Here is a 25,021-nt window from a genome sequence, read left to right on the forward strand (position 1 = left end):
CTGACTTGAATCAGCGCTTAAAGGTGGGCATGCGCGCTGCTACAGCCCGTCATTAAGCGGGCTTGAAGGCTGCCGGTAGAGGTAGGGCTCAGCTCGCAGGGATCGTCCCGCCAGCGAGCTCAGGCGAAATCGCAGGTTGCGGCAGAATTCTGGAAGTAAACGAGAGGGGGCGTGCAAGGTTTTGGTAGTTGGGTCGAGCTAACGCTAGACCGGCTGTAGCCCGCATGGCACGGGGCATGTAGGGTTTCGAGTGAAACGTAACGCACTTTTTCGCTACACTAACGCGCCCTAAAAACGGCTATTTGAAAACTTACACATGCTGGTTAAACCTAGTCGAGCCGCTCCGGCTGCTATTTGTGTTTAGATGCGTGCGCCCAGCGCACCGCCGACACTATTCCAAGATTCCCTGCGTCGTTTGGTCGACGCCATTTGGCAATTGGCATTCTCTCGAGATACGCCAGCGCTTCCTCAAATGAGCCAAGACGAATTTCCGCGCCCTTATCTCCTACCCGGAATGTGCCATCTCTCGGGCTGGCTAGTCCTCGGTGGAAGAACGACCCATCTGATGCGTATGGCACGAGCTCTGAGGGTTCGCCTGAGCTTGCTGGCTGGACGATCTCGAAGAGAACTTGCGGATCTACGTCGAGAGCTTCAGCAAGCCCCTCAATCGCGTCAAGAGATGGGTTTCCTAGACCTCTCTCAAGTCGACTCATGTAACTGCGTGCGATCCCAGCATGATCTGCGAACGCTTCCTGGCTGAGGCCTGAGGCGACCCGGAGCTGTTTGATACGAAGCCCAAATCGTTGGCGTAGAGAAATAGTCATGATGGCCATTTGGCCTACTTGGTATACTCATCGGCCACGCTCCAGTCGTGCCATTTCAAACCTATCAAGGAGTAATCATGATCAGATCGGTTCAGGCTTTCCGATTGAAAGGACTCCAGTGCTTCTGCGCTATTACAATTTGGACAGCCGCGTCAGGTGTATGTTTTGCAGCAGATAAATTCCCTGTCCCAGAAGCGAGAGCTGAGCAGGCCAAGAATGCCGTCAAGGCCACTCTAAAAGACCCGGAAAGCGCACAGTTTCGCAATCTCTACACTAAAAGTTTCACCGGTAATCCACCACGTCCCAACCTTGCTGCATTGGTATCTGTATGTGGCGAGGTGAATGCCAAAAATAGCTATGGCGGCTATACAGGTTTCACCCGGTTCTATCAGGTAGCCCCCGGTGATGCTCCTGTCAAATGGGGGGCTGAGGATTGGGAGAACTCGTCGTTCGGCTTCGTTTGCGACTGATGCATCATCTTTCCCGCGGGCGGGCTATTGTCGTTTTCGAGGCATTGTGAGCCATCGCCGACATAGCCGTTTTCGAGAAAAAACGAAGCGGTAGGTAGAGCGCCAAACCACACGTCATGATCTAAGCAAATATGGTTACCATCATTAGCCATCTATGAATCATGGCGATTGCTTTATGGAAGGGAATACTATGGCAATGACAAAGTGTGCAGAATGCGGTAAAGAAGTAAGCAATCAAGCAAAGTTGTGCCCTAACTGCGGCGTGGAGATTAAAAAGAAAGCCTCTCCACTTAAAGTGATTGGTGTGATTTCTTTTTGCTTTTTTGTTGTAAGTTTGGTGGTGCAAAAATCGGGTCTCTCCGTTCCTAGCGTAGCCTATCCCACGGCGAGCTATACGCCGTCTACATCCTCCGCAGCTTCTAGCTACTCGTCGGAGCTCACAGCTAGCAATGAGAAGTTTAAGAGAGGGCAATACGGGGTATTGACCTACACCGGAGAAATTATTAATACCACGGGCAAGAAGTTATCGTATGTCCAAGTGGAGATTAATCTCTACGATAAAAACAAAGGGCAGATTGGAAGCACCTTAGCTAACGTCAACAACCTTGAACCGGGTGTCACTTGGTCATTTGAGGCGCCCGTAATTGAGGAGCGCACAAAGACAGCAAAGGTTGCCGGTATTACGTTTTTCTAATGTGTTTTGCCCGTAAATCGGGAAGCGCCTCATACGAGGCGTTTCCCTGCTGCTCATTTGATGCAGCGCTACTCACGTTGAGCTGTCACGTATCGCGCTGATTGTAGCTCTTGAAACCTTGTGGGTTCGCGCTAGGGAGCTGACGCTCGCGCCCTCTGATACGGCCTTTAAAATTTCAGATCGTTGCGCCTGTGCGAGCTTGGGCGGCCTGCCAAGTATCTTCCCTTCTGCCTTAGCGCGGGCCAATCCGGCTTGAGTCCTCTCGATCAAAAGATCCCTTTCCATTTCTGCCACAGCCGCCAGCATCGACAACAAAAGCTTGCCAGCCGGTGAGGTTAGGTCGGTTGAACCGAGCTGGTGGACGACTACCTTGATGTCTCTTTTCCCAAGATCCCGAACCGTCTGAAGCACATCGATAGCATCCCGACCCAGTCGGTCGAGTTTGGAAACCAACAAGGTTTCACCGTGACGAATCTTGGTCAGCAACTCCTTGAACGCAGGGCGCTGCGCAGATGCTGATTTGCCGCTGATGATGTCTGCGAACCAATAGTCGATTGCCCATCCAGCATTAGCGAGCTCCAGCCGCTGATTTTCCGTTTCCTGAAGGGAAGTTGATACGCGTCCGTATGCGAAGGTGGCCATCTGCTATTTTCTCCTGTAGGAATACGGTGTCGAAAATAGGATGGCCTGTCAGAAAAGCCAAGGCTATTTTCCTGACAGTTCGCCAGACTGCTTTTGAGGGCTGCCAGAAAACGGTCGTTTTATGGCATGTGAAATAATGATTTTTCTTCGTTTGGATTTTATCGGACGGCAGGATGGGTAGGACGAATGGCTCTATGTGCTCTTTGCGATGTGGAAATCACCGAAGAAAATGATTCAAGAGAACACATCATTCCAAACAGTATTGGCGGGCGAAAGAAAGTTAAAGGGTTTATATGTAACCCATGCAATAACCAAAGTGGCGGTCAATGGGATACAGAACTGGCCAGACAGCTAAACCCACTAAGCCTGATATTTCACATAAAAAGAGAACGTGGTCAACCGCCCTCTCAGACATTTGACACTACCAGTGGAGAGAAGCTCACCCTACATCATCAAGGTGGAATGTCTCCATCAAAACCAGAGTTTAAGGAGGAAATGCGGGATAACAAAACTGCTATTAGTATTATTGCAAGGGATGCAGAGGAGGCGAAAAGAATGCTGAGGGGTGTTAAGAAAAAGTATCCATCGGCAGACACGGATAAATTTTTGAATGACGCAGCAGTGGAATACCGATATTTAGATGGTATGTTGAAAATGAACTTAGAGTTCGGCGGACCTGAAGCAGGTAGGTCGGTGGTCAAAACGGTCCTTGCGTTAGCCTCTCATTCCGGGATTTCGCCCGGCATCTGCGAGCATGCGATTAGCTACCTAAGACATGACGGCGTGCCATGCTTCGGTTACTACTATGAACGTGATTTGTTAATTAATAGGCCTCCTAATGTGCCGTTACATTGCGTGGCAATATCAGGAGATCCTGAAACAGGATTGTTGTTAGGCTATCTGGAGTATTACGGAATTCGAAAAATGGTAGTTTGCCTTTCGGAAAAATACTCAGGCTCTAAAATTGCGGCTAGTTATTCATTCGATCCCACAACCGGCACAGAGCAAAAAACCGACGTAGATATCTCGCTAACTATTGAGGAGATTGCCGCTGCTTATAATTATGAGAAATGTGACTCCGGCTCAGTTGTAAACTGCTTCCACCAAGTGATGCCTCGCGCTTTAAAAGCATCTTTTGAGAGAGAACAAAACCGTGTGATTTCAGATGCTGTTAACTTTGCATTCAAAAACTGCGGAGCTGAAGAAGGCCAGGTCTTGACTGACGAGCAAGTGCGAGTGTTAACAGGTAAGCTTGCAGAGAAAATGGTTCCATATATTTTGAGTCAAATCAAAATAAATAAATGATCGGTATTCATGGGGCTGTAGTGGACGGTTCTAAATTTCATGTCTTGGTAGAAGATCAGTCAACGAGGCGGATGGATCCGTTGACTGCGCGTCGTCGTAGGCGTCTAGCGGCCAATTGTTGGTAGGTGGACTTCTCAGTCACCTTTAATCACAGAGAGCTTCAGCGAGCCTAGCCCGCCCCATTGCTATTGGCAGTAGTATCTTGCCGTCTAGGAGCGCAGAGTTCTTCTGCGCGGAGCATGCTTGATTACCAGTTACCTAAACTCTGGTTTGTTGTATAGCGATTTTCTCTTTTTGAAACAATGCATCGCGAATAGCATCAAGGCCATCCGCGACCATAAATCGTTTGATCGAAGGAAGCGCAAAGTCCAGCGGATCTACATATTGTTTTAATTTATCTGCGTCTCGATCTTTTCGATAGCGGTTCGCAGTTTCCGTGCTTCCTCTGACGTGGCCAGCGAGCTGAGCCTGAATCGCCGGCGGGGTATCGAGTTCGTCTAGTGCAGTAATAAATCCATGGCGGAACGAATGGAAGCTAAGCTTCCCATCGCGGGGTATCTTAAGTTTTTGTCCAAGAAAGCGTCCGTTGAACCAAGTTCCAGCCGGTTTTCCATAGCCTTTGATGGCGTCGTGGGCGAGTTCGGGAAATAGCCGGTCATAACCAGCGCTTACAAGAGCGGTTACATATTCGGGCAACCCGAGTTCAACTAAGTGTGGGTGCATGGGAACGGTCCGCTTGGAGTTTTTATTCTTGAGCGATTTCTCTGGAGCCTGCGTATTACCATTGGCGACGATTTTTTCTCCGGAAGCCTCTAATGTGATGTCGAAATAGTAAACTCCGGTATCGCTTATTTTAATGTCTTCCAAGTTCAGCTGTGCGATTTCGTTAAGCCGAGCTCCAGTATAGAGCCCAAGCAAAGGTAGCCAATAATGATGCGGCCTAAAGTGATGAAACCGCTCCTGCTTGTTCCGCTCACCGGTCCCTGTTGTGAACCAACTGACCGAAAAGATTTGTGTTAGATGTTCCCTCTCAAACCGTGAACGTTGGTCTTGGTCTCGTATTTCACTCCTCGGTCGCTCTAATATTTTCTTCGCGGGATTATGGGTGAGGATCATCTCATCCACAGCCCACGTAAACATGCTTGACAGCGCCTTCATGTAGTCGTCTACGCTAGTCGGTGATAGTCGGACCTCGTTGTTCTGCTCTGCCAATATTAGTAATTGGTTTGTGTCTTTTGTTCCGTGGCGCAGGCTGGCGGCATTCCGATCAGCGGGCATATTGTTTAGCTTCAGCGTGTATTCCCGAATCAACTCTCGGCTCAGCGTGCCGAGTAGTGGGTCGCTCATTAGCTCTACGAAAGTTCGGCAGTGACCCGCCATCTTCTTTTGTTGTCCCGGCCCCCAACGGACCTTCTTGCTATCGAGGAACATTTCCATCAATGACGACGTTACTTGCTTTGCCCTTTCTGGTCGGCAGCATTCAGGAGGTAGGGTTGCAGTGAAAGACGACGGCGACGGTTCCAAGACGCGAGGAAGAGCGGCTGCCGAGCTTAGGGCGGCTGACACCGGTCCACTTATCAGTCTCTCGGCCTGCACCTTTGATATCAATATTGTGCTTGCCGTGAGGCGGATGCCGGGTAGATCGAAAAAGGCAGTCGCTCGATTCAGGCCCGATACCCGAAAGACTGTTTCATCGCAAAAGCCGATATCTATGATGCTTAGAATTATTCTGCGGGTAGAGAACGGCTTTAAGAGGCGGTCAAAGGTATGCGGCTCTCCAACCTCCATCGCACTGTTGAGGATAAACTCGCTGGTCCCGCTTTCGCGTTCGACCTCGAAGAAATCGTGGACCAGAAAACCGGGTTGTGAGCTTGCCTCATAGACGAACAAAAGTTTGTTGATCAGCATTTCACGAAGCAAGAATCCGACATCTAGCCCGGATCCATTACTCAATTCGTTGATGCTGATAAGTCCCTTTCCGGTCAGCAGGGGGCCGATTTCAACAAGCTTTTTATTGTCCACTTCCAACTCGCTAAGACAAGAGTGCCAATGACACTGAAACCGGCATGCTACAGCCTTCGCTGTGCTCCGATCAGTGGTGCGGGTGGAAATATGGATTTCACGTTGCCCGATCTGATCGCGGTGGCGAGTCGGGACGATGATGCGAAGGACATAGATACCGCTTTGCCTGCGGTAGAGGTTGTCACGTTGAGACACGTTGTAGCCCTTTGTAGGACCTACGTGACCTATAAACAAAAAATCACCGAAATCCGTAAGGAAATCAGTGATTTATGTAGTAATGGTGCCGGCACCAAGAGTCGAACTCGGGACCTACTGATTACAAGTCAGTTGCTCTACCAACTGAGCTATACCGGCGTGATGGGCGCAGAGTATATCCAGTTTTTTAGGGTTGTAAACCCCTAGCTGACTGATTCGCATAGAAAAATACAGGATCGGCATTTTGCGTTTGGTTTTCACCCTGGATGTCCTGCGCGACGCCCATTCTTAAGCCCGTGGGGACCGAAATGGCTAGCGGCGAAGCGTCCGCTTTGTTCAAGCACGTCAGCACGAGGGCGCTATTCGGTTTAGCTCCAATCTTTATGCACAAGCGAAGTAAGAATTGACGCCAAAAACGGGTTATTTCCCCAGCCGGATTGGAACAGCCGCAACCTGCTGTTTTTGCGCGAATTTATTCGGCGGTCAAAATGTGGGCAGCAAAAAAATTAGCGAGCTAGCTATGTTTTTTTTCCAAAGGTCAAATTTTCATCAACAGAGTTATCCACAGGATGATGTGTTTAATTTCACCCTAGTGGCGTTCGGCGAGAAGCATCAGGTTGCGGGGGGTGATGCGGGTCTCGCAGAAAGTCCCAAGCTGCACAGCGTAGTCGCGATCTTGCAAATAGCCAGCGCGGTCGAGCACTAACCACAACTCCAGCGGTCGGCGAAACAATCCGCGAACCAGTTCAAGGTTGCGCACGTTGGCCAAGCGTTGCCATCCAGCCGCTTCCAACGCTGCCCAATCGTGCTGACCCACTGCCGGTAAATGCCTCAGTGCAGCCAGCTCGCGGCAGTAGTCGGAGAACGGCTTATCCAGCCACGCGACCGGCAGTGATGGCGTCGACAGGTAAGCATCGATGCCGCGCAGCTTTCGTTGAAGCAGGTCAAAGGCTAGGCGGCGGGCCATTGATGTGTCGCGCTGTCGGCGTACGCGCGCACCGGCGGTGACAGTTTCGCTGAGCGGAAGGCTCAGGTCCGCAAGGGAAAGACGCAACGCCGACGCCTTGCCCTGGGCTGACAGCGCTTGATATTCAGGGGTGCTGATGCGGTTGTAACAGCACGGCGCAATGGCGAGTTGCCCGCAACCGGCGTCGGCGGCGAGGCGCATCAGTTGCACGTGCAGGTCGCCACACGCGTGCAGGGCCACGGGCGTATGCCGACGGTGAACATGATCAGCGGCATCGGCGGCCAGGACGTTTTGTTGCCGATGCTCGGCATCGATCCCCAGCCGCTGGCTGAGTTGATGGCCAGCGTCCACCAGCAGCGGATCGTGTTCCAGGCAGGTCAACGCTTGGCCGCGATGTGCCAAGTGCCGTCCGAGATGGCCTTTGCCCGCGCACCAGTCGAGCCAATGCTCCGGGGCGTTTCGAAAACTCAGGGCGTCGGCGAACGCCTGGATCTGCTGCCACTTACGCCCCGGCACGTCGGCGCCGCTATGCGCTGGAACCGGAACCAGCGCGGTGGTCGGCAATTCGCCAATGTCGCCCAGCGCAATGGATTGAGCGGCCAGTTGTGCGAACGGGGCCGGGGCGAGGAGACGTTGTGGATGGTTGTGAGCGGCTTCGGCGTCTTCCAGTGAGCGCGAACGCAGCCATGCCGCCAACTCGGCGTGCTCAGACTCCCACGGCAGCTCGCGGTGAGTAAACGGACGTGGCCGCCAGAGGGTTTGATGGGCCACCAGAAAATCGTCAAGTTCGCGAAACCGCTTACGAATCTGGTCGCCCTGAAGTACGCCGATCAAAGAATGCTAAAGGGGAAATAGCGGTCGTTGATTTTCTTGTAGGTGCCGTCGTTGATGATGTCTTTCAGCGCGGCGTTCAATTGTTCGCGTAGCGGGTCGCCTTTGCGCACGGCAATGCCAATCTTGTCGTTATCGACGACGGGCGCGCCTTTGAACTCATAGGATGCCCCCGCTTCGCTTTTGAGCCATTCATAGCTGACGAATTTGTCCGCAAGCACGGCGTCCAGGTTGCCGGCACTCAGGTCGGCGTAGGCGTCTGCCTGGGTGTCATACAACGTGATGGTGGCACCAACGCCGAGGTTGTCGTTTAGCCAGACCGCCGCCACCGTACCGCGTGCGGCGCCGATGGTTTTGCCGTTCAGGGTGTCTTTGAGGGTGGTTTTTTCGATGTTCAATTCAGCGGCCTTGGGGCCGATGAATTGCAGCTTGTTGGAGTAATACGGGTCGGTGAAATCGACGAGTTGCTTGCGCTCCTCGGTGATCGACATCGACGACACCAAGAAATTGAACTGATCAGCGTTCAGAGCCGGAATGATGGCGTCCCAATCGGAAGTCACCACGTCGCACTCGACTTTCATTTTTGCGCACAGGGCATTGCCGATATCGACGTCAAAGCCCACGACCTGGCCGCTGGCGTCTTTGCTGTTGAAGGGTGGGTAGGCGGCCTGTACGCCCATTTTCATTTTGTCCGCAGCAACCGCACCGGTCGCGAACGCCAGCGTGGCGATGGCGGCCAGGAGGAACTTTTTGCAGGTCTTCATTCGGTTGCTCCGTGAGCGGTGGCCGGCGTTGGAATAGGCGCAACATTATCGTAAATGCGGGTTAGAGCGGCGTTATTGTTGATGGAAACCCCGTGTAAAAGTTGCGCAGGCGAGGGTTGCCTGCAAAACAACGGTCGGTATGGAAATACTTGCCCACAATCTCTGTTGGCGCTTCTGTGGATAACATGTTCACGGTCCTCTCTAGGCCACGTCCCATGTGGCTTAGCGTCGCATGATCAAAAAATGACCAATAGTGTTCCCTAACTATACTTTTGGATAAGTCACGGTTTTTCTTGAGTTTTTCCACAGGCAAAATCCTACTTGCCCACAATTGCTGTGGGTGGGTCTGTGGATAAGTTGTTGGCTAAAGGCTGCGGAGGGCGGCGGGGTTGGTGTTGGCGGGCAGTGGTTGATCTTTGATCAATACGGGACTCTGTAAGAGCCAACCTGTTGGCGAAGCCTCAAAGCTGACTCGCCGCGAAAAAATTTTCGCCAACACGTTGGTTCCTACAGAGTTTGTGGACTTACTCGTGATTAACCGCAACACCTTTCAAATACGGTGCGGGTGCTGCGCCGAGGTTCTCGAGCATCCGGGCGCTGTACCAGTCGATAAAGTTGATCACACCAAACTCATACGTTTGCGAGTACGGGCCTGGTTGGTAAGCGGTGGAGTTAATACCGCGTTGGTTTTCTTCGGCCAGACGACGGTCCTGGTCATTGGTGGCGTCCCAGACTTCGCGCATGCGTGCGACGTCGTAATCCTCGCCTTCTACTGCGTCTTTGTGGACCAGCCACTTGGTGGTGACCATGGTTTCCTGCGCGCCCAGTGGCCATACGGTAAAGACGATGATGTGATCGCCCATGCAGTGGTTCCACGAGTGCGGCAGGTGCAAGATGCGCATCGAGCCCAAGTCAGGATTCTGGATCCGGCCCATTAACTTTTTGCTGCCCTGTTTGCCGTCCAAGGTCATCGACACCGTGCCTTTGAGCAATGGCATGCGCACGATGCGGTTACGCAGGCCGAAGCTGGCGTGGGCGAAAGGAATCTTCTCGGCTTCCCACGCGGCGGCAGACGTAGCAACGTGATCCTTAAACGCTTGGTTGGCGCGCGGGTCGGTGACGTCGTCCCACTCCAGCAGGGTTTTCAGCAGCTCTGGGTGCGCCGCGTTGCAGTGGTAGCACTCGCGGTTGTTTTCCAGCACCAGTTTCCAGTTGGCCTTCTCCATCAAGGTGGTTTGCACCGCCACCTTGGTGTTCTCCATGTCATACGGTTCCATGTAATGAGTCAGCGTCTGCAGGAAGTCGTCAATAGCTGATGGCTTTTCAGCCAGGCTGATGAAGATATAACCGCCCGCTGTTTTCACGTGCACTGGCTTGAGGCCGTACTGCTTCATGTCGAAGTCGTCGCCCATTTCGGAGCCGGCGAACAACAGGCGCCCATCAAGCTCGTACGTCCACTGGTGGTATTGGCATACCAACTTGGCAACCTTGCCTTTTTCCGCGGTACACAAACGCGAGCCGCGGTGACGGCAGACGTTGTGAAACGCGTACACCTGCCCCTCAGCGCCACGAATCACGATGATCGGGTTCTTGCCGATCTGCAAAGTCAGGTAATTACCCTTGGTCGGGATCTCGCAGGTCATGCCCGCGATCAACCACTCTTTTTGAAAGATTTCCTGCATGTCGATTTCATAAAGCCGTTCATCGCTGTAGAAAGGCTGCGGTAGCGAAAACGTGCGTTCGCGGTTCTGCAGCATTTCGGCGGTGGCCTTACGTGCGGGTTCCAGCGGATCGCCCAAGCTCAAGGTTGCGGTGACGTCCATCTTTCAAGTCCTCATGACCGTTTTCGAGCGGTCGGCGAATAGGGCTAATACGGTTGTTTGTAGCAGTAGCACGCAGGGTGTCGGTACGATTGCCGCCCATGCTTTATGAATGGCGTTCTTACAGGTTTCTTATAAAAAAACTCACAAATTCTTAACGCCGAGTGTGCAGTCGGTCGCTGACTGATCCTTATCCATGGGCGACATGGCCGAATCCGTTTCCGACGCGCTAACCCCAGTCGTTGGGGGCTGGTTGCGATAAGTACGTCGATGTCGCAGATAGGTAAGTGGCCACACGGCGCCTTACGCAGAATCCGCACCATAAGGTCGACATTCGACCGTGGAGATAAGCATGTCCAACACTTTCCTTAATCCGGTAAATACCCAGACATGGGCTAATGGCCGCCACCCTGTGCGCGTCGTCAAGGTGATCCAGGAAACCTGGGACGTGCGAACCTTCTGCTTTATGGCTGATCAGCCGATCATGTTCTTTTTCAAGCCCGGTCAGTTCGTGACATTGGAGTTGGAGATAGACGGTGTGCCGGTGATGCGTTCCTACACCATTTCCAGCTCACCGTCGGTGCCCTACAGCTTCTCGATCACCATCAAGCGCGTGCCCGGCGGCAAGGTCTCCAATTACCTGCACGACACGCTGCACGAAGGTCAGGAGTTGGCAGTACACGGTCCGGTGGGGCTGTTCAATGCCATGGACTTCCCGAACCCGAAAATTCTTTACCTCAGCGGCGGGGTCGGTATTACCCCGGTGATGTCCATGGCCCGCTGGTTCTACGACACCAACGCCAATGTCGACATGGTCTTCGTCCACAGCGCCCGCACGCCGAAAGACATCATCTACCACCGTGAACTGGAACACATGGCGTCGCGGATCGACAACTTCAGCCTGCACCTGATTTGTGAAAAGCACGGTCTGGGCGAGCCGTGGGCCGGTTATCGCGGTTATTTGAACCAGAAGATGCTGGAATTGATGGTTCCTGACTTTCTGGATCGTGAAGTGTTCTGTTGCGGGCCTACGCCCTACATGAGCGCCGTCAAGCGACTGCTGGAAGCCAACGGCTTCAACATGGCTCAGTATCACGAAGAGTCATTCGGTGCGACGCCACCGGAAGCCCGTGCCGATGCGGTTGAGCAAGCCGAAATTGCCGCCGATGCGCCGGAACTCGATGTGGCGGACCTGCATCAGGTGGAATTCCTTTCGTCCGGCAAAAGCATTCGTGTTGCGCCAGGCGAAACCGTCCACGCCGCGGCTGCCAAACTCGGCCTGCTGATCCCGAAAGCCTGTGGCATGGGCATCTGCGGGACGTGCAAGGTAATGAAACTTGGCGGAGAAGTGGAAATGGAACACAACGGCGGTATCACCGACGAAGACGTGGCCGAAGGCTACATCTTGTCGTGCTGTAGCGTGCCAAAGGGCGATGTGCGGATCGATTTCTGATCGGAAGCACACCTCTGTAGGAGCCAACGTGTTGGCGAAGGCTTGATGCGGTTAAACATACTAAACCGCCTCGCCAACACGTTGGCTTCTACAGATTTTTACAGCCTGAAGCGCTGAACCATGCTGCTCAGGTCGATGGCCAGACGCGACAGCTCGCTGCTGGCGGAGCTGGTCTGGGTCGCACCGGTGGCCGATTGCACTGACAGGTCGCGGATGTTCACCAGATTACGGTCCACTTCGCGGGCGACTTGTGCCTGCTCTTCCGCCGCGCTGGCGATCACCAGGTTGCGCTCGTTAATCTGCACGATGGCGGCGTTGATGGTGTCCAGCGCCAGGCCTGCGCCTTTAGCGATGTTCAGCGTTGACTCGGCACGCTCGGTGCTGTTGCGCATGGAGTTCACCGCCTGCTCCGTACCGCCCTGAATGCTGCCGATCATCCGTTCGATTTCGCTGGTGGACTGCTGCGTGCGGTGCGCCAATGCGCGAACTTCGTCGGCTACTACCGCAAAACCACGACCGGCCTCACCGGCGCGTGCGGCTTCGATGGCGGCGTTGAGCGCCAGCAAATTGGTCTGGTCGGCCAAGCCGCGAATAACGTCCAGCACCTTGCCGATGTCACGGGATTCATTGGCCAGGTTGCCGATCAGTTCTGCGGTGCTTTGCACGTCGCCGCTCATGCGCTCGATAGCGCCCACGGTTTCCATGACCAATTCACGGCCATCGCTTGCCGACGTGGTGGCATCTTTCGAGGCGTCGGAGGTGCTGACGGCATTACGCGCGACTTCTTCCACGGCGGTGGTCATTTGGTTGACTGCCGTCGCCGCTTGTTCAATTTCTTTGTTTTGCTGTGCCAAACCCCGAGCGCTTTCATCGGTCACGGTGTTTAGCTCTTCTGCCGCCGACGCCAACTGGGTGGCGGAGCCTGAAATGTGGTTCAGCGTGTCCCGCAGTTTGGCCTGCATCTTTTGCATGGCTTTCAGCAGGCGACCGATTTCGTCACTGCCTTCAACCTTGATTTGACGCGTCAGATTACCTTCCGCGATGTCTTCGGCGACCAATAAAGCTTCCGAGACCGGGTGCGTAATGCTGTTGGTCAGCAGCCAGGCGAACAGTATCGTCAGGACAGTCGCGATGATGAGCAGCCCGACCACCATATTGAACGCCAGCGAATATTGATCGGCCCCTTCCTGATTGGCGGTGGCCATTTGCTGGGTATTGATATCAACCAGTTTCGTCAGCACGACGTTCATCTGGTCCGAGTTGTTTTGAAGGTCAACACTGAGCAGAACATTCAGTTCTTCGAGCTTGTCGGCCCGGCTCAGGGCTCGCATGCGGTCTTCAAGCTGGCGGTACTGAGAGACCAACTGCAGAAACTGGTTATAGATGCCTTGCTCTTCAGCGCCGTTGATCAGTTTTTCATAACTGGCTTGGGCTTCGGTGACCATCTGATCGCGTTTGGTCATCGAGTCTAAGATTTTATCTTGGGTGGCAGGATCGCGGTTTTGCGCCAGGCGATAAGACAGCACGCGCAAACGGACGCTGTGCTCAATCAGCTTGTCCAGGTTTCTGATACTGGGCAGGGTGTTGTGGGTGACGACCTCGCCCGCCACGCGGATTCTGCTCATTTGCGTCAGGGCGAAAACACCCAGGATCAGCATCAGTGCGCCGATCAAGGAAAACCCGAGAAATGCGCGCGGTGCGATATTGATATTTCGAAGGGACATAGGATTTCCAGGAGGCGCGCATTCCGCGCAGCGAGAGCAAATAGAGAGCAGCCTGTATCACCTATCGGACACAAGACTAAAGTCTTGAGGGTATTAACCGAGTATTTGTTGTCTTTCGAATAGGTCCGGCGATTCGCAGGAACCAGACCGCAAAAATGCAGTCAGTAACACTCGTTATGCGTATACGGTGGGGTAAGTTTTCTTTATCGTGTGCGCCCCTTGAAATTTGCTCGAGAAATCAAAATGTTGGAAGCATCCCTGAGTCAATTGGAACAACTGGTCGGTGACCTGGTGCAGCAGAATCAGGCACTACAAACTGCTAATTCGCAATTAAATGCAGCGCTGGCGCAAGTGAAGGATGAGAACGACAGTCTTCAATTGAATATGCTGGAGCAAGAAGAAAAACAGGGCGCAACTGCCGCCCGGATTCAGGCACTGGTTGACCGTGCCACCCGCGTTACCGCTGTCAGCGCATGAGTACCGACAGGGACGGGATCAAAGTCGTCTCGATTCTGGGCAACGATTATTCGATCAAAGCACCCATTGGAGAAGAGCAGACCCTGCTGGAAGCCGCCGTTATGCTCAAGCAAGCGCTGGCAGACACCAAGCGCAAATACCCGAGCTTGATCGGTGACAAGCTGCTGGTGCTGGCCGCGTTGAACCTGTGTTCGCAGCAAGTCGAACTCAAGCAGCGGCACAAAAAGGAACTCAACCGTTATCAAGAGCAAGTCAGCGCCACGGTTGAAGTGATTTCCAAGACCATTGCCCAAGGCTGAATCGAGCCGGTAGTGCGGTGCAACTCTGTGGGACCGAATTCATTCGGGAAGGAAACAACGCGGTGTTACCGACAGTCCGCGCCGCCCAATTCCCGAATAAATTCGGTCCCACAGAAAAGCCACCAATCTGCATTTATCCCGCCTGCATCACTAACCGAATGTCCGCCGCCAATTCACGTACGCGGTCTTCTTCGGTGTCCCACGAACACATGAACCTTGCGCCGCCGTCGCCTATAAACGTGTAGAAGCGCCAGCCCTTGTTGGTCAACGCCTTGATCGTCGGCTCTGACATCTGCAAGAACACGCCATTGGCCTGCACCGGGAACATCAATTCCACGCCGGGAATGTCTTTCACCAACTCCGCGAGCAGTTGCGCGCACTGGTTGGCATGACGCGCGTGTTTGAGCCATGCGTCGTTTTCCAGCAGGCCGACCCACGGAGCTGAAAGGAAGCGCATCTTCGACGCTAGCTGCCCGGCTTGTTTACAACGGTAGTCAAAGTCTTCAGCCAGCGTGTGGTTAAAAAACAGAATGGCTTCGCCCACCGCCATACCGTTTTTAGTCCCGCCAAAACACAGCACATCAATCCCGGCTTTCCACGTCAGCTCGGCAGGCGTGCAGTTAAGGAAGGCGCAGGCATTGGAAAACCGCGCGCCGTCCATGTGCAGGTGCAGACCGAGTTCTTTGCAGGTGGCGCTGATGGCCTTGAGTTCTTCGATTTGATAAACGCTGCCGACTTCAGTCGCTTGGGTCAATGTCACGACGCGGGGCTTGGGGTAGTGAATGTCCTGACGCTTGAGTGCGACTTCGCGAATCGATTCCGGGGTCAGCTTGCCGTTCTCGCTGCGGGCAGTCAGCAGCTTGGAACCGTTAGAGAAGAACTCCGGCGCGCCGCATTCGTCGGTTTCGACGTGGGCGGTTTCCGAGCAGATGACGCTGTGGTAACTCTGGCACAACGACGACAACGCCAGGGAGTTAGCGGCGGTGCCGTTAAAGGCGAAAAACACTTCGCAGTCGGTTTCGAACAATTGACGGAAATGATCCGACGCGCGAGCGGTCCACTCATCATCGCCGTACGCTCGTTGATGGCCGTGGTTGGCCTGTTCCATGGCAGCCCAGGCCTCGGGGCAAATCCCTGAGTAGTTGTCGCTGGCAAACTGCTGGCTTTTATCTGTCATGGCCGATTCCCTGTGATCGAAGATGGTGCGCACTTTAACGAAGATTGCGGGCTCAGGTCATGGGTTGTTCTGTTTAGCTGGACCCTGGAGTGTTATGAAGCTGTCGAAAACGGAGCCAAGAGACGCTGCGCTGGACCTTTTGAAGTGGCTGGCGATGCTGAGCATGGTGCTCGATCATCTGCGCTACTTGGGCTGGTCGCTGAACGTTCTGTATGTGCCCGGACGGATGGCCTTTGCGTTGTTTTGCCTGGCGATTGCCGTCAATCTTGCGCGTAAAGGTCCGGGGCAGGGCATGCAGTGGCGTTATTTGGGATGGATGGTGGTGTTTGCCTGTGTGGCGGAACTGCCCTATCGCCTGTACATGTCGGCTGATGCAACGACGTTGAGCGTGATGCCGACGTTGGCCGTAGGGCTGCTGGTGGCGCGGGGCTGGATTGATCGCACGGTTTCGGCGTCGGTGCTGGCAGGCTTGGCATTGCTGCTGGGGTGGGTTTTTCGCGAGCAGTTGATGTTCGGCTTTTATGGTGCACTGTTGCCGTTGTCGGTTTTATGGGTCCTGCACCGGCCTTGGTACGCCGCGCTGTTGCCGGGGGCGGTATGTCTGGCGAGCAATGCCTGGCCGGAAATGTTTGCCGGCGCCAGTTGGGGTGACCCGGTATCGATTGGCGGGATTATCGCGTGCTTATTTGCACCGCTGATGGGGCTGGCGATCTTGCGTTCCCACCCACCTATCGCGATTTGGCCCATGCGCCGCTGGGCATATGCGATCTATCCTGTGCATTTTTTAGTGTTATTGGCCGTGCGGCGACTAGCAGAGCTGTAGGTGGGGCCGCCGTACATTCTGTGGGAGCAGGCTTGCCTGCGAACAGACCCATCATCACGCCGTCGATTTCAGCCGGAAAACCTGGGTCGCGCGCAATGACGCTTTCGTTGGCAAGCCAACTCCCACGGGGTGATTTGGGTCCGCACGAGCTCAGCGATGGCCGAATGTGTGGGAGCAGGCTTGCCTGCGAAGAGGCCCATCATCACGCCGTCGATTTCAGCCGGAAAACCTGGGTCGCGCGCAATGACGCTTTCGTTGGCAAGCCAATTCCCACAGGGTGATTTGGGTCCGCACGAACTCAGCGATGGCCGAATGTGTGGGAGCAGGCTTGCCTGCGAACAGGCCCATCATCACGCCGCCGATTTCAGCCGAAAAACCTGGGTCGCGCGCAATGACGCTTTCGTTGGCAAGCCAACTCCCACGGGGGGCTTCGGCGGATCTGGAAGAGTAGGCACCTGATATTCATCGCAGTCTTCGGCAGTTCCTGCAGATTGGGACGTAGGAGCGAAAGTGTTCGCGATCGGCTGCGAAGCGGTCGTAAACCTTGAATTCAGCATTTGGGACCGCTTAGCGATCCATCGGGGGCAGGTGCCCCTACATCTTTAGTTGCCAATTATCTCTGCGCGCCAACTCATGTCGTAAACGCACCTTTGCGTGGCGTCCATAGGCATTTGGCCTGTCTGCGTCGGACCTACCATCGCATCCAAAGGGCGCTCTACAAGCCCTATCGATAAGCCAGGCGCAGCGCCGCCGCTGGGAGAACCGCGATGTTCAGCAAGCTAGACCAAATCCAAGGTTATGACGATGCACTGTTGGCAGCGATGAATGCCGAGGAGCAGCGCCAGGAAGACCATATTGAGCTGATCGCTTCGGAAAACTACACCAGCAAGCGTGTGATGGAAGCCCAAGGCAGCGGCCTGACCAACAAATACGCAGAAGGCTACCCCGGCAAGCGTTACTACGGCGGCTGTGAACACGTCGACAAAGTTGAGCTGCTGGCCATCGAACGCGCCAAGCAATTGTTCGGCGCCGATTACGCCAACGTTCAGCCGCACTCCGGTAGCCAGGCCAACGCCGCTGTTTATCTGGCCCTGTTGAATGCAGGCGATACCGTGCTGGGCATGAGCCTGGCCCACGGCGGTCACTTGACCCACGGCGCCAAAGTCAGCTTCTCCGGCAAACTGTATAACGCTGTGCAATACGGCATCGATACCACGACCGGCTTGATCGATTACGACGAAGTCGAGCGGATTGCGGTCGAAAGCAAACCGAAAATGATCATCGCAGGCTTCTCGGCCTACTCTAAAACCCTGGATTTCCCACGTTTCCGCGCCATCGCCGACAAAGTGGGCGCTTACCTGTTCGTTGACATGGCCCACGTGGCCGGTCTGGTGGCTGCGGGTCTGTACCCGAACCCGCTGCCGTACGCTGACGTCGTGACCACCACCACGCACAAAACCCTGCGCGGTCCACGTGGCGGTTTGATCCTGGCTAAAGCCAATGAAGAACTTGAGAAAAAATTCAACTCGGCGGTATTCCCAGGTGGCCAAGGCGGCCCGCTGATGCACGTCATCGCGGCCAAAGCCGTGTGCTTTAAAGAAGCCATGGAGCCCAGCTTCAAGGTCTATCAACAACAAGTGATCGACAACGCCCAAGCCATGGCGCAAGTGTTCATGGACCGTGGCTACGATGTCGTTTCCGACGGCACCGACAACCACCTGTTTTTGGTCAGCCTGATTCGTCAGGGCCTCACCGGTAAAGAAGCCGACGCAGCCTTGGGCCGCGCGCACATTACCGTGAACAAAAACTCGGTACCGAATGATCCACAATCGCCGTTCGTCACCTCAGGTCTTCGTATTGGCACCCCGGCGGTGACCACGCGCGGCTTCAAAGTGACCCAGTGCGTCGAGTTGGCCGGCTGGATTTGTGACATTCTCGACAACCTCGGCGATGCCGATGTCGAGGCCAATGTTGCCAGCCAGGTTGCAGCGCTGTGCACCGATTTCCCGGTTTATCGCTGAGTCAGGAGTAGATCCATGCAGCATTACTCAGGCTTCGGCCTCTTCAAGCACTCCCTCAGCCATCATGAAAACTGGCAGAAAATGTGGCGCACGCCGACCCCGAAAAAAGTCTACGACGTGGTTATCGTCGGCGGCGGCGGGCACGGTCTGGCCACGGCTTACTACCTGGCCAAAGAGCACGGCATTACTAACGTGGCTGTGGTCGAAAAAGGTTGGTTGGGTGGCGGCAACACCGCGCGCAACACCACCATCGTTCGCTCCAATTACTTGTGGGATGAATCGGCGCATTTGTACGAACACGCCATGAAGTTGTGGGAAGGTCTGTCGCAGGACATCAACTACAACGTGATGTTCTCCCAGCGCGGCGTCTACAACCTGTGCCACACCTTGCAAGACATGCGCGACTCGGAACGCCGAGTCAGCGCTAACCGTCTGAACGGCGTGGACGGCGAGTTGCTGAACCAGAAACAAGTCGCGGAAGAAATTCCTTACCTGGACTGCTCGAAAAACACCCGTTATCCGATCATCGGCGCCACCGTTCAGCGCCGTGGCGGCGTTGCCCGTCACGACGCCGTAGCCTGGGGTTTTGCCCGTGCCGCTGACGCCTTGGGTGTCGACCTGATTCAACAAACCGAAGTCATCGGTTTCCGTAAGGAAAACGGCGTGTGCATCGGCGTAGAAACCAACAAAGGCTTCATCGGCGCCAAGCGCGTCGGTGTGGTGACCGCCGGTAACTCCGGACACATGGCCAAACTCGCGGGCTTCCGCCTGCCAATCGAATCTCACCCGCTGCAAGCGTTGGTGTCTGAGCCGATCAAACCGATTATCGACAGCGTGATCATGTCCAACGCGGTTCACGGCTACATCAGCCAGTCCGACAAGGGTGACTTGGTGATCGGTGCCGGTATCGACGGTTGGGTTGGCTATGGTCAACGCGGTTCATACCCGGTGATCGAACACACGATTCAGGCCATCGTCGAGATGTTCCCGGTGTTGTCCCGTGTGCGCATGAACCGTCAGTGGGGCGGCATCGTCGATACCACGCCGGACGCTTGCCCGATCATTTCGAAAACCCCGGTGGGCAACATGTTTTTCAACTGCGGTTGGGGCACTGGTGGTTTCAAAGCCACGCCAGGTTCAGGCAACGTGTTCGCTGCCAGCCTCGCGAAAGGCGAAATGCACCCATTGGCAAAACCATTTTCCATCGACCGTTTCCATAACGGTGCGCTGATCGACGAACACGGCGCCGCGGCAGTCGCCCACTAACAGGAGAAATACCTATGTTGCACATCTTCTGTCCTCACTGTGGCGAACTGCGCTCTGAAGAGGAATTCCACGCCTCGGGCCAGGCTCATATCCCGCGTCCGTTGGACCCAAACACCTGCACCGATGCTGAGTGGGGCGATTACATGTTTTTCCGCGATAACCCACGCGGCTTACACCACGAGCTGTGGGATCACGTTGCCGGTTGCCGTCAGTACTTCAATGCGACCCGTGACACCGTGACCTACGAAATTCTCGAGACTTACCTGATCGGCGAGAAACCGCAGTTCACCGCTAAAGCGGCTACTCCGGTATTGGGAGACAAGGCATGAGCCAGAACAATCGCCTGCCTAACGGTGGCCGTATCGACCGTAGCAAGGTGCTGAACTTCACCTTCAACGGTCAGAGTTATCAGGGTTTCGAAGGCGACACACTGGCCGCAGCATTGCTGGCAAATGGCGTCGACATCGTTGGCCGTAGCTTCAAATATTCGCGTCCTCGCGGGATTTTCGCCGCCGGCTCCGAAGAGCCGAACGCGGTGTTGCAGATCGGTTCGACCGAAGCCACGCAAATCCCCAACGTGCGCGCCACACAACAAGCGCTGTACCAGGGTTTGGTCGCCACCAGCACCAACGGCTGGCCAAGCGTAAACACCGACGTGATGGGGATTCTCGGTAAAGTCGGCGGCAAGCTGATGCCGCCGGGCTTCTACTACAAAACCTTCATGTACCCGCAATCGTTCTGGATGACCTACGAGAAGTACATTCGTAAGGCCGCAGGTCTTGGCCGTTCGCCGACCGAAAACGACCCTGACACCTACGATGCGATGAACCATCATTGCGACGTGCTGATTGTGGGCGCGGGACCTGCCGGTCTGGCTGCTGCGTTGGCTGCCGGTCGCAGCGGCGCTCGGGTCATCCTCGCTGATGAACAGGAAGAATTCGGTGGCAGTCTGCTCGACAGCCGTGAAAGCCTGGATGGCAAACCCGCAGCCGAATGGGTCGCCACCGTACTGGCTGAGCTGAAAAGCCTGCCGGACGTGATCCTGTTGCCACGCGCCACCGTCAACGGCTACCACGACCATAACTTCCTGACCATTCACGAACGCTTGGCCGATCACCTCGGTGACCGTGCGCCCATCGGCCAAGTACGTCAGCGTATGCACCGGGTTCGCGCCAAACGCGTTGTGTTGGCGACCGGTACTCACGAGCGTCCACTGGTTTACGGCAACAACGACGTGCCGGGCAACATGCTGGCTGGCGCTGTTTCCACCTACGTGCGTCGTTACGGCGTGGCACCGGGCAAAAAACTGGTGCTGTCGACCAACAACGATTACGCCTACCGCGTTGCATTGGATTGGCTCGACGCCAGCCTGCAAGTGGTGGCCATCGCTGACGCCCGGAGCAATCCACGTGGCGCGTTGGTTGAAGAAGCACGGGCCAAAGGCATTCGGATTCTGACCTCCAGCGCCGTGATTGAAGTGCGTGGTACTAAGCGGGTGACTGCAGCGCGGATTGCCGCCATCGACGTCAAAGGCCATCGCGTGGCCAGCCCTGGCGAGTGGCTTGATTGCGACTTGGTCGGCAGCTCAGGTGGCTACAGCCCCATCGTGCACTTGGCCTCCCATTTGGGCGGCAAGCCGATCTGGCGTGAAGACATCCTCGGTTTCGTACCGGGCGAAGCACCGCAAAAACGCGTGTGCGTTGGCGGCATCAACGGCGTGTTCGGCTTGGCTGATGCCTTGGCCGATGGCTTTGAAGGCGGCGCTCGCGCAGCCAATGAAGCGGGCTTCAAGATCGTTGAAGGCACACTGCCCAAAGCGCTGACCCGGTTGGAAGAGCCGACACTGGCGCTGTTCCAGGTCCCGCATGAAAAAGCCACTGCACGGGCGCCGAAGCAATTCGTCGACCTGCAAAACGACGTCACCGCCGCCGCCATTGAACTGGCGACCCGCGAAGGCTTCGAGTCGGTTGAACACGTCAAACGCTACACCGCACTGGGTTTCGGTACCGACCAAGGCAAGCTCGGCAACGTAAACGGCCTGGCCATTGCGGCCCGCTCGTTGAACATGTCGATCACCGAAATGGGCACCACGATGTTCCGCCCGAACTACACCCCGGTGACCTTCGGCGCCATCGCCGGCCGTCACGCCGGCCACATCTTCGAGCCTGTTCGCTTCACCGCGCTGCACGCCTGGCACGTTAAAAATGGCGCCGAATTCGAAGACGTCGGTCAATGGAAGCGTCCGTGGTATTTCCCGAAAAACGGTGAAGACCTGCACGCAGCGGTTAGCCGTGAATGCAAGGCCGTGCGCGCCAGCGTTGGCCTGCTGGATGCGTCTACTCTGGGCAAAATCGACATTCAAGGACCGGATGCTCGTGAGTTTCTCAATCGCATCTACACTAACGCTTGGACCAAGCTCGACGTGGGCAAGGCGCGTTATGGACTGATGTGTAAAGAAGACGGCATGGTCTTCGACGACGGCGTTACCGCTTGCCTCGCCGATAACCACTTCCTGATGACCACCACCACCGGCGGCGCTGCACGCGTACTGCAATGGCTGGAAATCTATCAGCAGACCGAATGGCCAGACCTGAAGGTGTACTTCACGTCCGTAACTGACCATTGGGCAACCCTGACCTTGTCTGGCCCGAACAGCCGCAAGCTGCTCAGCGAAGTCACCGACATCGATCTGGAGAAGGACGCTTTCCCGTTCATGACCTGGAAAGAAGGCTTGGTCGGTGGCGTACCGGCTCGGGTGTTCCGTATCTCGTTCACCGGTGAGCTGTCTTACGAAGTAAACATCCAGGCCGACTACGCCATGGGCGTTCTGGAAAAAATCATCGAAGCGGGCAAGCAGTACAACCTGACCCCGTATGGCACCGAAACCATGCACGTGCTGCGGGCCGAGAAGGGTTTCATCATCGTCGGCCAAGACACCGACGGCTCGATGACCCCGGACGACTTGAACATGGGCTGGTGTGTGGGTCGGACCAAACCGTTCTCGTGGCTGGGCTGGCGTGGCATGAACCGCGAAGATTGCGTGCGTGATCAACGTAAGCAGTTGGTGGGGCTCAAGCCGATCGATCCGACCAAATGGCTGCCAGAAGGTGCGCAGTTGGTGTTCGACACTAAACAGTCGATCCCGATGACCATGGTTGGACACGTGACCTCGAGTTACACCAATGGCACGCTGGGTTATTCGTTTGCACTGGGTGTTGTGACCGGCGGCCTCAAACGCATGGGTGAAAGGGTGTTCGCACCGTTGGCCGATGGCAGCGTGATTGAAGCCGAAATTTGCTCCTCGGTGTTCTTCGATCCCAAAGGCGAACAGCAGAACGTTTGACGATTTCGGTGGGGCGGCTTGTCTGGGACACCTCGTGTCTGATTCGCAGGCAAGCCTGCTCCCACAGGATCGCAGGCATTCACACATGTTATGTCTGACACCACCTCTGTGGGAGCAGGCTTGCCTGCGAAGGGGCATTAGCCACAACACAGACGTCGTGTTCAACAGCGGAAAGTATTGAAAAGGTGCTCTATGACCACAGCCAACGTTTACCAACAACGGCCAACGACCGGTGAAAAAGCCGAGTCACCGTTGTTTCATGCCGACCTCGGCAGCCTGGTCGGCAAGGGTCGTAATAACCCTGGGGTGATCCTGCGCGAGAAAAAATTGCTGGGTCACCTGACCCTCCGTGGCGATGGCCACGACGCAGCGTTCGCCGCAGGCGTACACCAAGCTTTGGGTATGGAATTGCCGGGTCCGCTAAAAGTCGTTATCAGCGGCGAAAGCTCGCTGCAATGGCTGGGTCCAGATGAATGGCTGCTGATTGTTCCCGGCGGTGAAGAGCTGGGCGCTGAGCAGCGTCTGCGCGAAGCATTGGTCGGGCATCACATCGCCGTGATCAACGTCAGCGGTGGGCAAAGCTTGCTGGAACTCACTGGGCCGAAAGTTCGCGAACTGCTGATGAAATCCACCAGCTACGACGTGCACCCGAATAACTTCCCGGTGGGTAAAGCTGTAGGCACCGTGTTCGCCAAGTCGCAATTGGTGATTCGTCATACCGGCGAAGACACCTGGGAATTGGTCATCCGCCGCTCGTTCTCCGATTACTGGTGGATGTGGCTGCAAGATGCCAGCGCTGAGTATGGGTTGAGTATTCAAGGCTAATCACTGTAGGACCGAATTCATTCGGGAAGCGGGCAACTGGTTTGACTGATGCACCGCGGCGCTCCACTCCCGAATGAATTCGATCCCACGGGTCAATTGCAAACAAGGAACAGACAATGAGCCGCGCCCCCGACACATGGATTCTGACTGCCGACTGCCCGAGCGTTTTAGGCACGGTGGACGCGGTGACCCGCTATCTGTACGAGCAGAATTGCTACGTCACCGAGCACCACTCCTTCGATGACCGGCTGTCGAGCCGGTTCTTCATCCGCGTTGAGTTTCGCCAGCCGGATGGCTTCGATGAGGAAGCATTCCGCGCAGGGTTGGCCGCGCGGGGTGAGGCTTTCGGGATGGCGTTCGAACTGACGGCGCCGAACTATCGGCCCAAAGTGGTGATCATGGTTTCCAAGGCTGATCACTGCCTGAACGATCTGCTTTACCGTCAACGCATCGGGCAATTGTCAATGGACGTCGTTGCCGTAGTGTCCAACCATCCTGACCTGGAACCCTTGGCCCGCTGGCACGATGTGCCTTATCACCACTTCGCCCTCGATCCCCATGACAAGGCCGCGCAAGAGCGTCAGGTGTGGCGGGTGATTCAGGAAACAGGCGCCGAATTGGTGGTGCTCGCGCGTTACATGCAGGTGCTATCGCCTGAGCTGTGCCGTCGTCTCGACGGCTGGGCGATCAATATTCACCACTCGTTACTGCCCGGTTTCAAAGGCGCAAAACCGTACCATCAGGCTTACAACAAGGGCGTGAAACTGGTCGGTGCAACCGCGCATTACATCAACAACGACCTCGACGAAGGCCCGATCATTGCCCAGGGCGTCGAAGCGGTCGATCACAGCCACTATCCCGAAGACCTCATCGCCAAAGGCCGAGACGTCGAGGCCCAGACATTGGCCAAGGCAGTGGGTTATCACATCGAACGAAGGGTGTTTTTGAACGCCAATAGGACAGTAGTCTTGTAACACCGAGGTGGGGCCTTCGCAGGCAAACCTGCTCCTGTGGGAGCAGGCTTGCCTGCGAAGGCCGCGCCGCCTAAGTGTCATGAATGCGCTGTCAGGATTGGCAAC

21 protein-coding genes and 1 tRNA gene are annotated in these 25,021 nt (G+C 55.4%); 13 read left to right on the forward strand and 9 right to left on the reverse strand.

Features of this window, described 5'->3' with window-relative positions:
• Positions 1 to 350 precede the first annotated feature (350 nt).
• The gene (locus RHM65_RS07870; protein WP_322184615.1) at positions 351 to 833 is read right to left on the reverse strand and encodes a helix-turn-helix transcriptional regulator; all 483 of its coding nucleotides are present in this window, start codon (positions 831 to 833) and stop codon (positions 351 to 353) included.
• 68 nt (positions 834 to 901) lie between these two features.
• Between RHM65_RS07870 and RHM65_RS07875 the strand changes: the two genes are divergently transcribed.
• Both RHM65_RS07875 and RHM65_RS07880 read left to right on the forward strand, forming a co-directional pair.
• The gene (locus tag RHM65_RS07875; protein WP_322184617.1) at positions 902 to 1,294 is read left to right on the forward strand and encodes a hypothetical protein; all 393 of its coding nucleotides are present in this window, start codon (positions 902 to 904) and stop codon (positions 1,292 to 1,294) included.
• 190 nt (positions 1,295 to 1,484) lie between these two features.
• Entirely contained in the window at positions 1,485 to 1,988 is a 504-nt protein-coding gene (locus tag RHM65_RS07880; protein ID WP_322184618.1) for an FxLYD domain-containing protein, read from the forward strand.
• Between the two features lie 72 nt (positions 1,989 to 2,060).
• Here RHM65_RS07880 and RHM65_RS07885 read toward each other — a convergent pair whose 3' ends face one another.
• Positions 2,061 to 2,630: a recombinase family protein gene (locus tag RHM65_RS07885; RefSeq protein ID WP_322184619.1), complete on the reverse strand. Its 570-nt coding sequence runs from the start codon at positions 2,628 to 2,630 to the stop codon at positions 2,061 to 2,063.
• Between the two features lie 186 nt (positions 2,631 to 2,816).
• Here RHM65_RS07885 and RHM65_RS07890 point away from each other — a divergent pair, with 186 nt between their 5' ends.
• Complete coding sequence (locus tag RHM65_RS07890; RefSeq protein WP_322184620.1) at positions 2,817 to 3,935, forward strand: HNH endonuclease; 1,119 nt, start codon at positions 2,817 to 2,819, stop codon at positions 3,933 to 3,935.
• Between the two features lie 258 nt (positions 3,936 to 4,193).
• On the opposite strand, the gene RHM65_RS07895 is transcribed toward RHM65_RS07890, so the two are convergent.
• From RHM65_RS07895 to gbcA, 5 genes are all read right to left on the reverse strand, one after another.
• Positions 4,194 to 6,152: a site-specific integrase gene (locus tag RHM65_RS07895; RefSeq protein WP_322184621.1), complete on the reverse strand. Its 1,959-nt coding sequence runs from the start codon at positions 6,150 to 6,152 to the stop codon at positions 4,194 to 4,196.
• Positions 6,153 to 6,235: 83 nt separating this feature from the next.
• Positions 6,236 to 6,311 (reverse strand) — tRNA-Thr (locus RHM65_RS07900).
• A 430-nt stretch (positions 6,312 to 6,741) separates the two neighbouring features.
• Positions 6,742 to 7,890 (reverse strand): methyltransferase, encoded by a 1,149-nt coding sequence (locus RHM65_RS07905; RefSeq protein ID WP_416194737.1) that lies wholly within the window; start codon positions 7,888 to 7,890, stop codon positions 6,742 to 6,744.
• Positions 7,891 to 7,949: 59 nt separating this feature from the next.
• Positions 7,950 to 8,714, reverse strand: coding sequence for a transporter substrate-binding domain-containing protein (locus RHM65_RS07910; RefSeq protein ID WP_322184622.1), 765 nt, complete (start codon positions 8,712 to 8,714; stop codon positions 7,950 to 7,952).
• A gap of 524 nt (positions 8,715 to 9,238) precedes the next feature.
• Complete coding sequence (gene gbcA, locus RHM65_RS07915) at positions 9,239 to 10,537, reverse strand: glycine-betaine demethylase subunit GbcA (protein WP_322184623.1); 1,299 nt, start codon at positions 10,535 to 10,537, stop codon at positions 9,239 to 9,241.
• Between the two features lie 349 nt (positions 10,538 to 10,886).
• Between gbcA and gbcB the strand changes: the two genes are divergently transcribed.
• A complete protein-coding gene (gbcB, locus tag RHM65_RS07920; RefSeq protein ID WP_322184624.1) occupies positions 10,887 to 11,987 on the forward strand; it encodes a glycine-betaine demethylase subunit GbcB in 1,101 nt (366 codons plus the stop codon).
• Positions 11,988 to 12,085: 98 nt separating this feature from the next.
• Here gbcB and RHM65_RS07925 read toward each other — a convergent pair whose 3' ends face one another.
• Complete coding sequence (locus RHM65_RS07925) at positions 12,086 to 13,711, reverse strand: methyl-accepting chemotaxis protein (RefSeq protein ID WP_322184626.1); 1,626 nt, start codon at positions 13,709 to 13,711, stop codon at positions 12,086 to 12,088.
• 243 nt (positions 13,712 to 13,954) lie between these two features.
• Here RHM65_RS07925 and RHM65_RS07930 point away from each other — a divergent pair, with 243 nt between their 5' ends.
• Both RHM65_RS07930 and RHM65_RS07935 read left to right on the forward strand, forming a co-directional pair.
• Entirely contained in the window at positions 13,955 to 14,188 is a 234-nt protein-coding gene (locus RHM65_RS07930; protein WP_322166493.1) for a hypothetical protein, read from the forward strand.
• Positions 14,185 to 14,487 carry a cell division protein ZapA gene (locus tag RHM65_RS07935; protein WP_322166492.1) on the forward strand — a complete coding sequence of 101 codons (303 nt, stop codon included), beginning with the start codon at positions 14,185 to 14,187 and terminating at the stop codon, positions 14,485 to 14,487. The genes RHM65_RS07930 and RHM65_RS07935 overlap by 4 nt, the downstream gene beginning before the upstream one ends.
• A 133-nt stretch (positions 14,488 to 14,620) precedes the next feature.
• Here the strand turns inward: RHM65_RS07935 and RHM65_RS07940 are convergent, their stop codons facing one another.
• Complete coding sequence (locus tag RHM65_RS07940; RefSeq protein ID WP_322166491.1) at positions 14,621 to 15,664, reverse strand: low specificity L-threonine aldolase; 1,044 nt, start codon at positions 15,662 to 15,664, stop codon at positions 14,621 to 14,623.
• 94 nt (positions 15,665 to 15,758) lie between these two features.
• On the opposite strand from RHM65_RS07940, the gene RHM65_RS07945 reads away from it, so the two are divergent.
• From RHM65_RS07945 to purU, 7 genes are all read left to right on the forward strand, one after another.
• Positions 15,759 to 16,487: a TraX family protein gene (locus RHM65_RS07945; protein ID WP_322166490.1), complete on the forward strand. Its 729-nt coding sequence runs from the start codon at positions 15,759 to 15,761 to the stop codon at positions 16,485 to 16,487.
• Between the two features lie 767 nt (positions 16,488 to 17,254).
• Positions 17,255 to 18,508 carry a serine hydroxymethyltransferase gene (gene glyA, locus RHM65_RS07950; RefSeq protein WP_322184628.1) on the forward strand — a complete coding sequence of 418 codons (1,254 nt, stop codon included), beginning with the start codon at positions 17,255 to 17,257 and terminating at the stop codon, positions 18,506 to 18,508.
• 15 nt (positions 18,509 to 18,523) lie between these two features.
• Complete coding sequence (locus tag RHM65_RS07955; protein WP_299833178.1) at positions 18,524 to 19,774, forward strand: sarcosine oxidase subunit beta family protein; 1,251 nt, start codon at positions 18,524 to 18,526, stop codon at positions 19,772 to 19,774.
• Between the two features lie 14 nt (positions 19,775 to 19,788).
• Complete coding sequence (locus tag RHM65_RS07960; protein ID WP_322166486.1) at positions 19,789 to 20,103, forward strand: sarcosine oxidase subunit delta; 315 nt, start codon at positions 19,789 to 19,791, stop codon at positions 20,101 to 20,103.
• Positions 20,100 to 23,117, forward strand: a complete 3,018-nt coding sequence (locus RHM65_RS07965) for a sarcosine oxidase subunit alpha (protein ID WP_322184631.1) — start codon at positions 20,100 to 20,102, stop codon at positions 23,115 to 23,117. The genes RHM65_RS07960 and RHM65_RS07965 overlap by 4 nt, the downstream gene beginning before the upstream one ends.
• Positions 23,118 to 23,309: 192 nt before the next feature.
• On the forward strand, positions 23,310 to 23,942 hold the full coding sequence (locus RHM65_RS07970; protein WP_322166484.1) for a sarcosine oxidase subunit gamma: 633 nt from the start codon (positions 23,310 to 23,312) through the stop codon (positions 23,940 to 23,942).
• Positions 23,943 to 24,058: 116 nt separating this feature from the next.
• A complete protein-coding gene (purU, locus tag RHM65_RS07975; protein ID WP_322166483.1) occupies positions 24,059 to 24,916 on the forward strand; it encodes a formyltetrahydrofolate deformylase in 858 nt (285 codons plus the stop codon).
• The last annotated feature ends 105 nt before the right edge of the window (positions 24,917 to 25,021 follow it).

It is taken from the genome of Pseudomonas sp. CCI4.2, from assembly GCF_034350045.1.
Classification (GTDB): Bacteria; Pseudomonadota; Gammaproteobacteria; order Pseudomonadales; family Pseudomonadaceae; genus Aquipseudomonas.

Bases quoted from the DNA above. Each gene is read 5' to 3' on its own strand.
- RHM65_RS07870 (WP_322184615.1), bottom strand. From the start codon at position 833: ATGGCCATCATGACTATTTCTCTACGCCAACGATTTGGGCTTCGTATC.
- RHM65_RS07875 (WP_322184617.1), top strand. From the start codon at position 902: ATGATCAGATCGGTTCAGGCTTTCCGATTGAAAGGACTCCAGTGCTTC.
- RHM65_RS07880 (WP_322184618.1), top strand. From the start codon at position 1,485: ATGGCAATGACAAAGTGTGCAGAATGCGGTAAAGAAGTAAGCAATCAA.
- RHM65_RS07885 (WP_322184619.1), bottom strand. From the start codon at position 2,630: ATGGCCACCTTCGCATACGGACGCGTATCAACTTCCCTTCAGGAAACG.
- RHM65_RS07890 (WP_322184620.1), top strand. From the start codon at position 2,817: ATGGCTCTATGTGCTCTTTGCGATGTGGAAATCACCGAAGAAAATGAT.
- RHM65_RS07910 (WP_322184622.1), bottom strand. From the start codon at position 8,714: ATGAAGACCTGCAAAAAGTTCCTCCTGGCCGCCATCGCCACGCTGGCG.
- gbcA (WP_322184623.1), bottom strand. From the start codon at position 10,537: ATGGACGTCACCGCAACCTTGAGCTTGGGCGATCCGCTGGAACCCGCA.
- gbcB (WP_322184624.1), top strand. From the start codon at position 10,887: ATGTCCAACACTTTCCTTAATCCGGTAAATACCCAGACATGGGCTAAT.
- RHM65_RS07925 (WP_322184626.1), bottom strand. From the start codon at position 13,711: ATGTCCCTTCGAAATATCAATATCGCACCGCGCGCATTTCTCGGGTTT.
- RHM65_RS07930 (WP_322166493.1), top strand. From the start codon at position 13,955: ATGTTGGAAGCATCCCTGAGTCAATTGGAACAACTGGTCGGTGACCTG.
- RHM65_RS07935 (WP_322166492.1), top strand. From the start codon at position 14,185: ATGAGTACCGACAGGGACGGGATCAAAGTCGTCTCGATTCTGGGCAAC.
- RHM65_RS07940 (WP_322166491.1), bottom strand. From the start codon at position 15,664: ATGACAGATAAAAGCCAGCAGTTTGCCAGCGACAACTACTCAGGGATT.
- RHM65_RS07945 (WP_322166490.1), top strand. From the start codon at position 15,759: ATGAAGCTGTCGAAAACGGAGCCAAGAGACGCTGCGCTGGACCTTTTG.
- glyA (WP_322184628.1), top strand. From the start codon at position 17,255: ATGTTCAGCAAGCTAGACCAAATCCAAGGTTATGACGATGCACTGTTG.
- RHM65_RS07955 (WP_299833178.1), top strand. From the start codon at position 18,524: ATGCAGCATTACTCAGGCTTCGGCCTCTTCAAGCACTCCCTCAGCCAT.
- RHM65_RS07960 (WP_322166486.1), top strand. From the start codon at position 19,789: ATGTTGCACATCTTCTGTCCTCACTGTGGCGAACTGCGCTCTGAAGAG.
- RHM65_RS07965 (WP_322184631.1), top strand. From the start codon at position 20,100: ATGAGCCAGAACAATCGCCTGCCTAACGGTGGCCGTATCGACCGTAGC.
- RHM65_RS07970 (WP_322166484.1), top strand. From the start codon at position 23,310: ATGACCACAGCCAACGTTTACCAACAACGGCCAACGACCGGTGAAAAA.
- purU (WP_322166483.1), top strand. From the start codon at position 24,059: ATGAGCCGCGCCCCCGACACATGGATTCTGACTGCCGACTGCCCGAGC.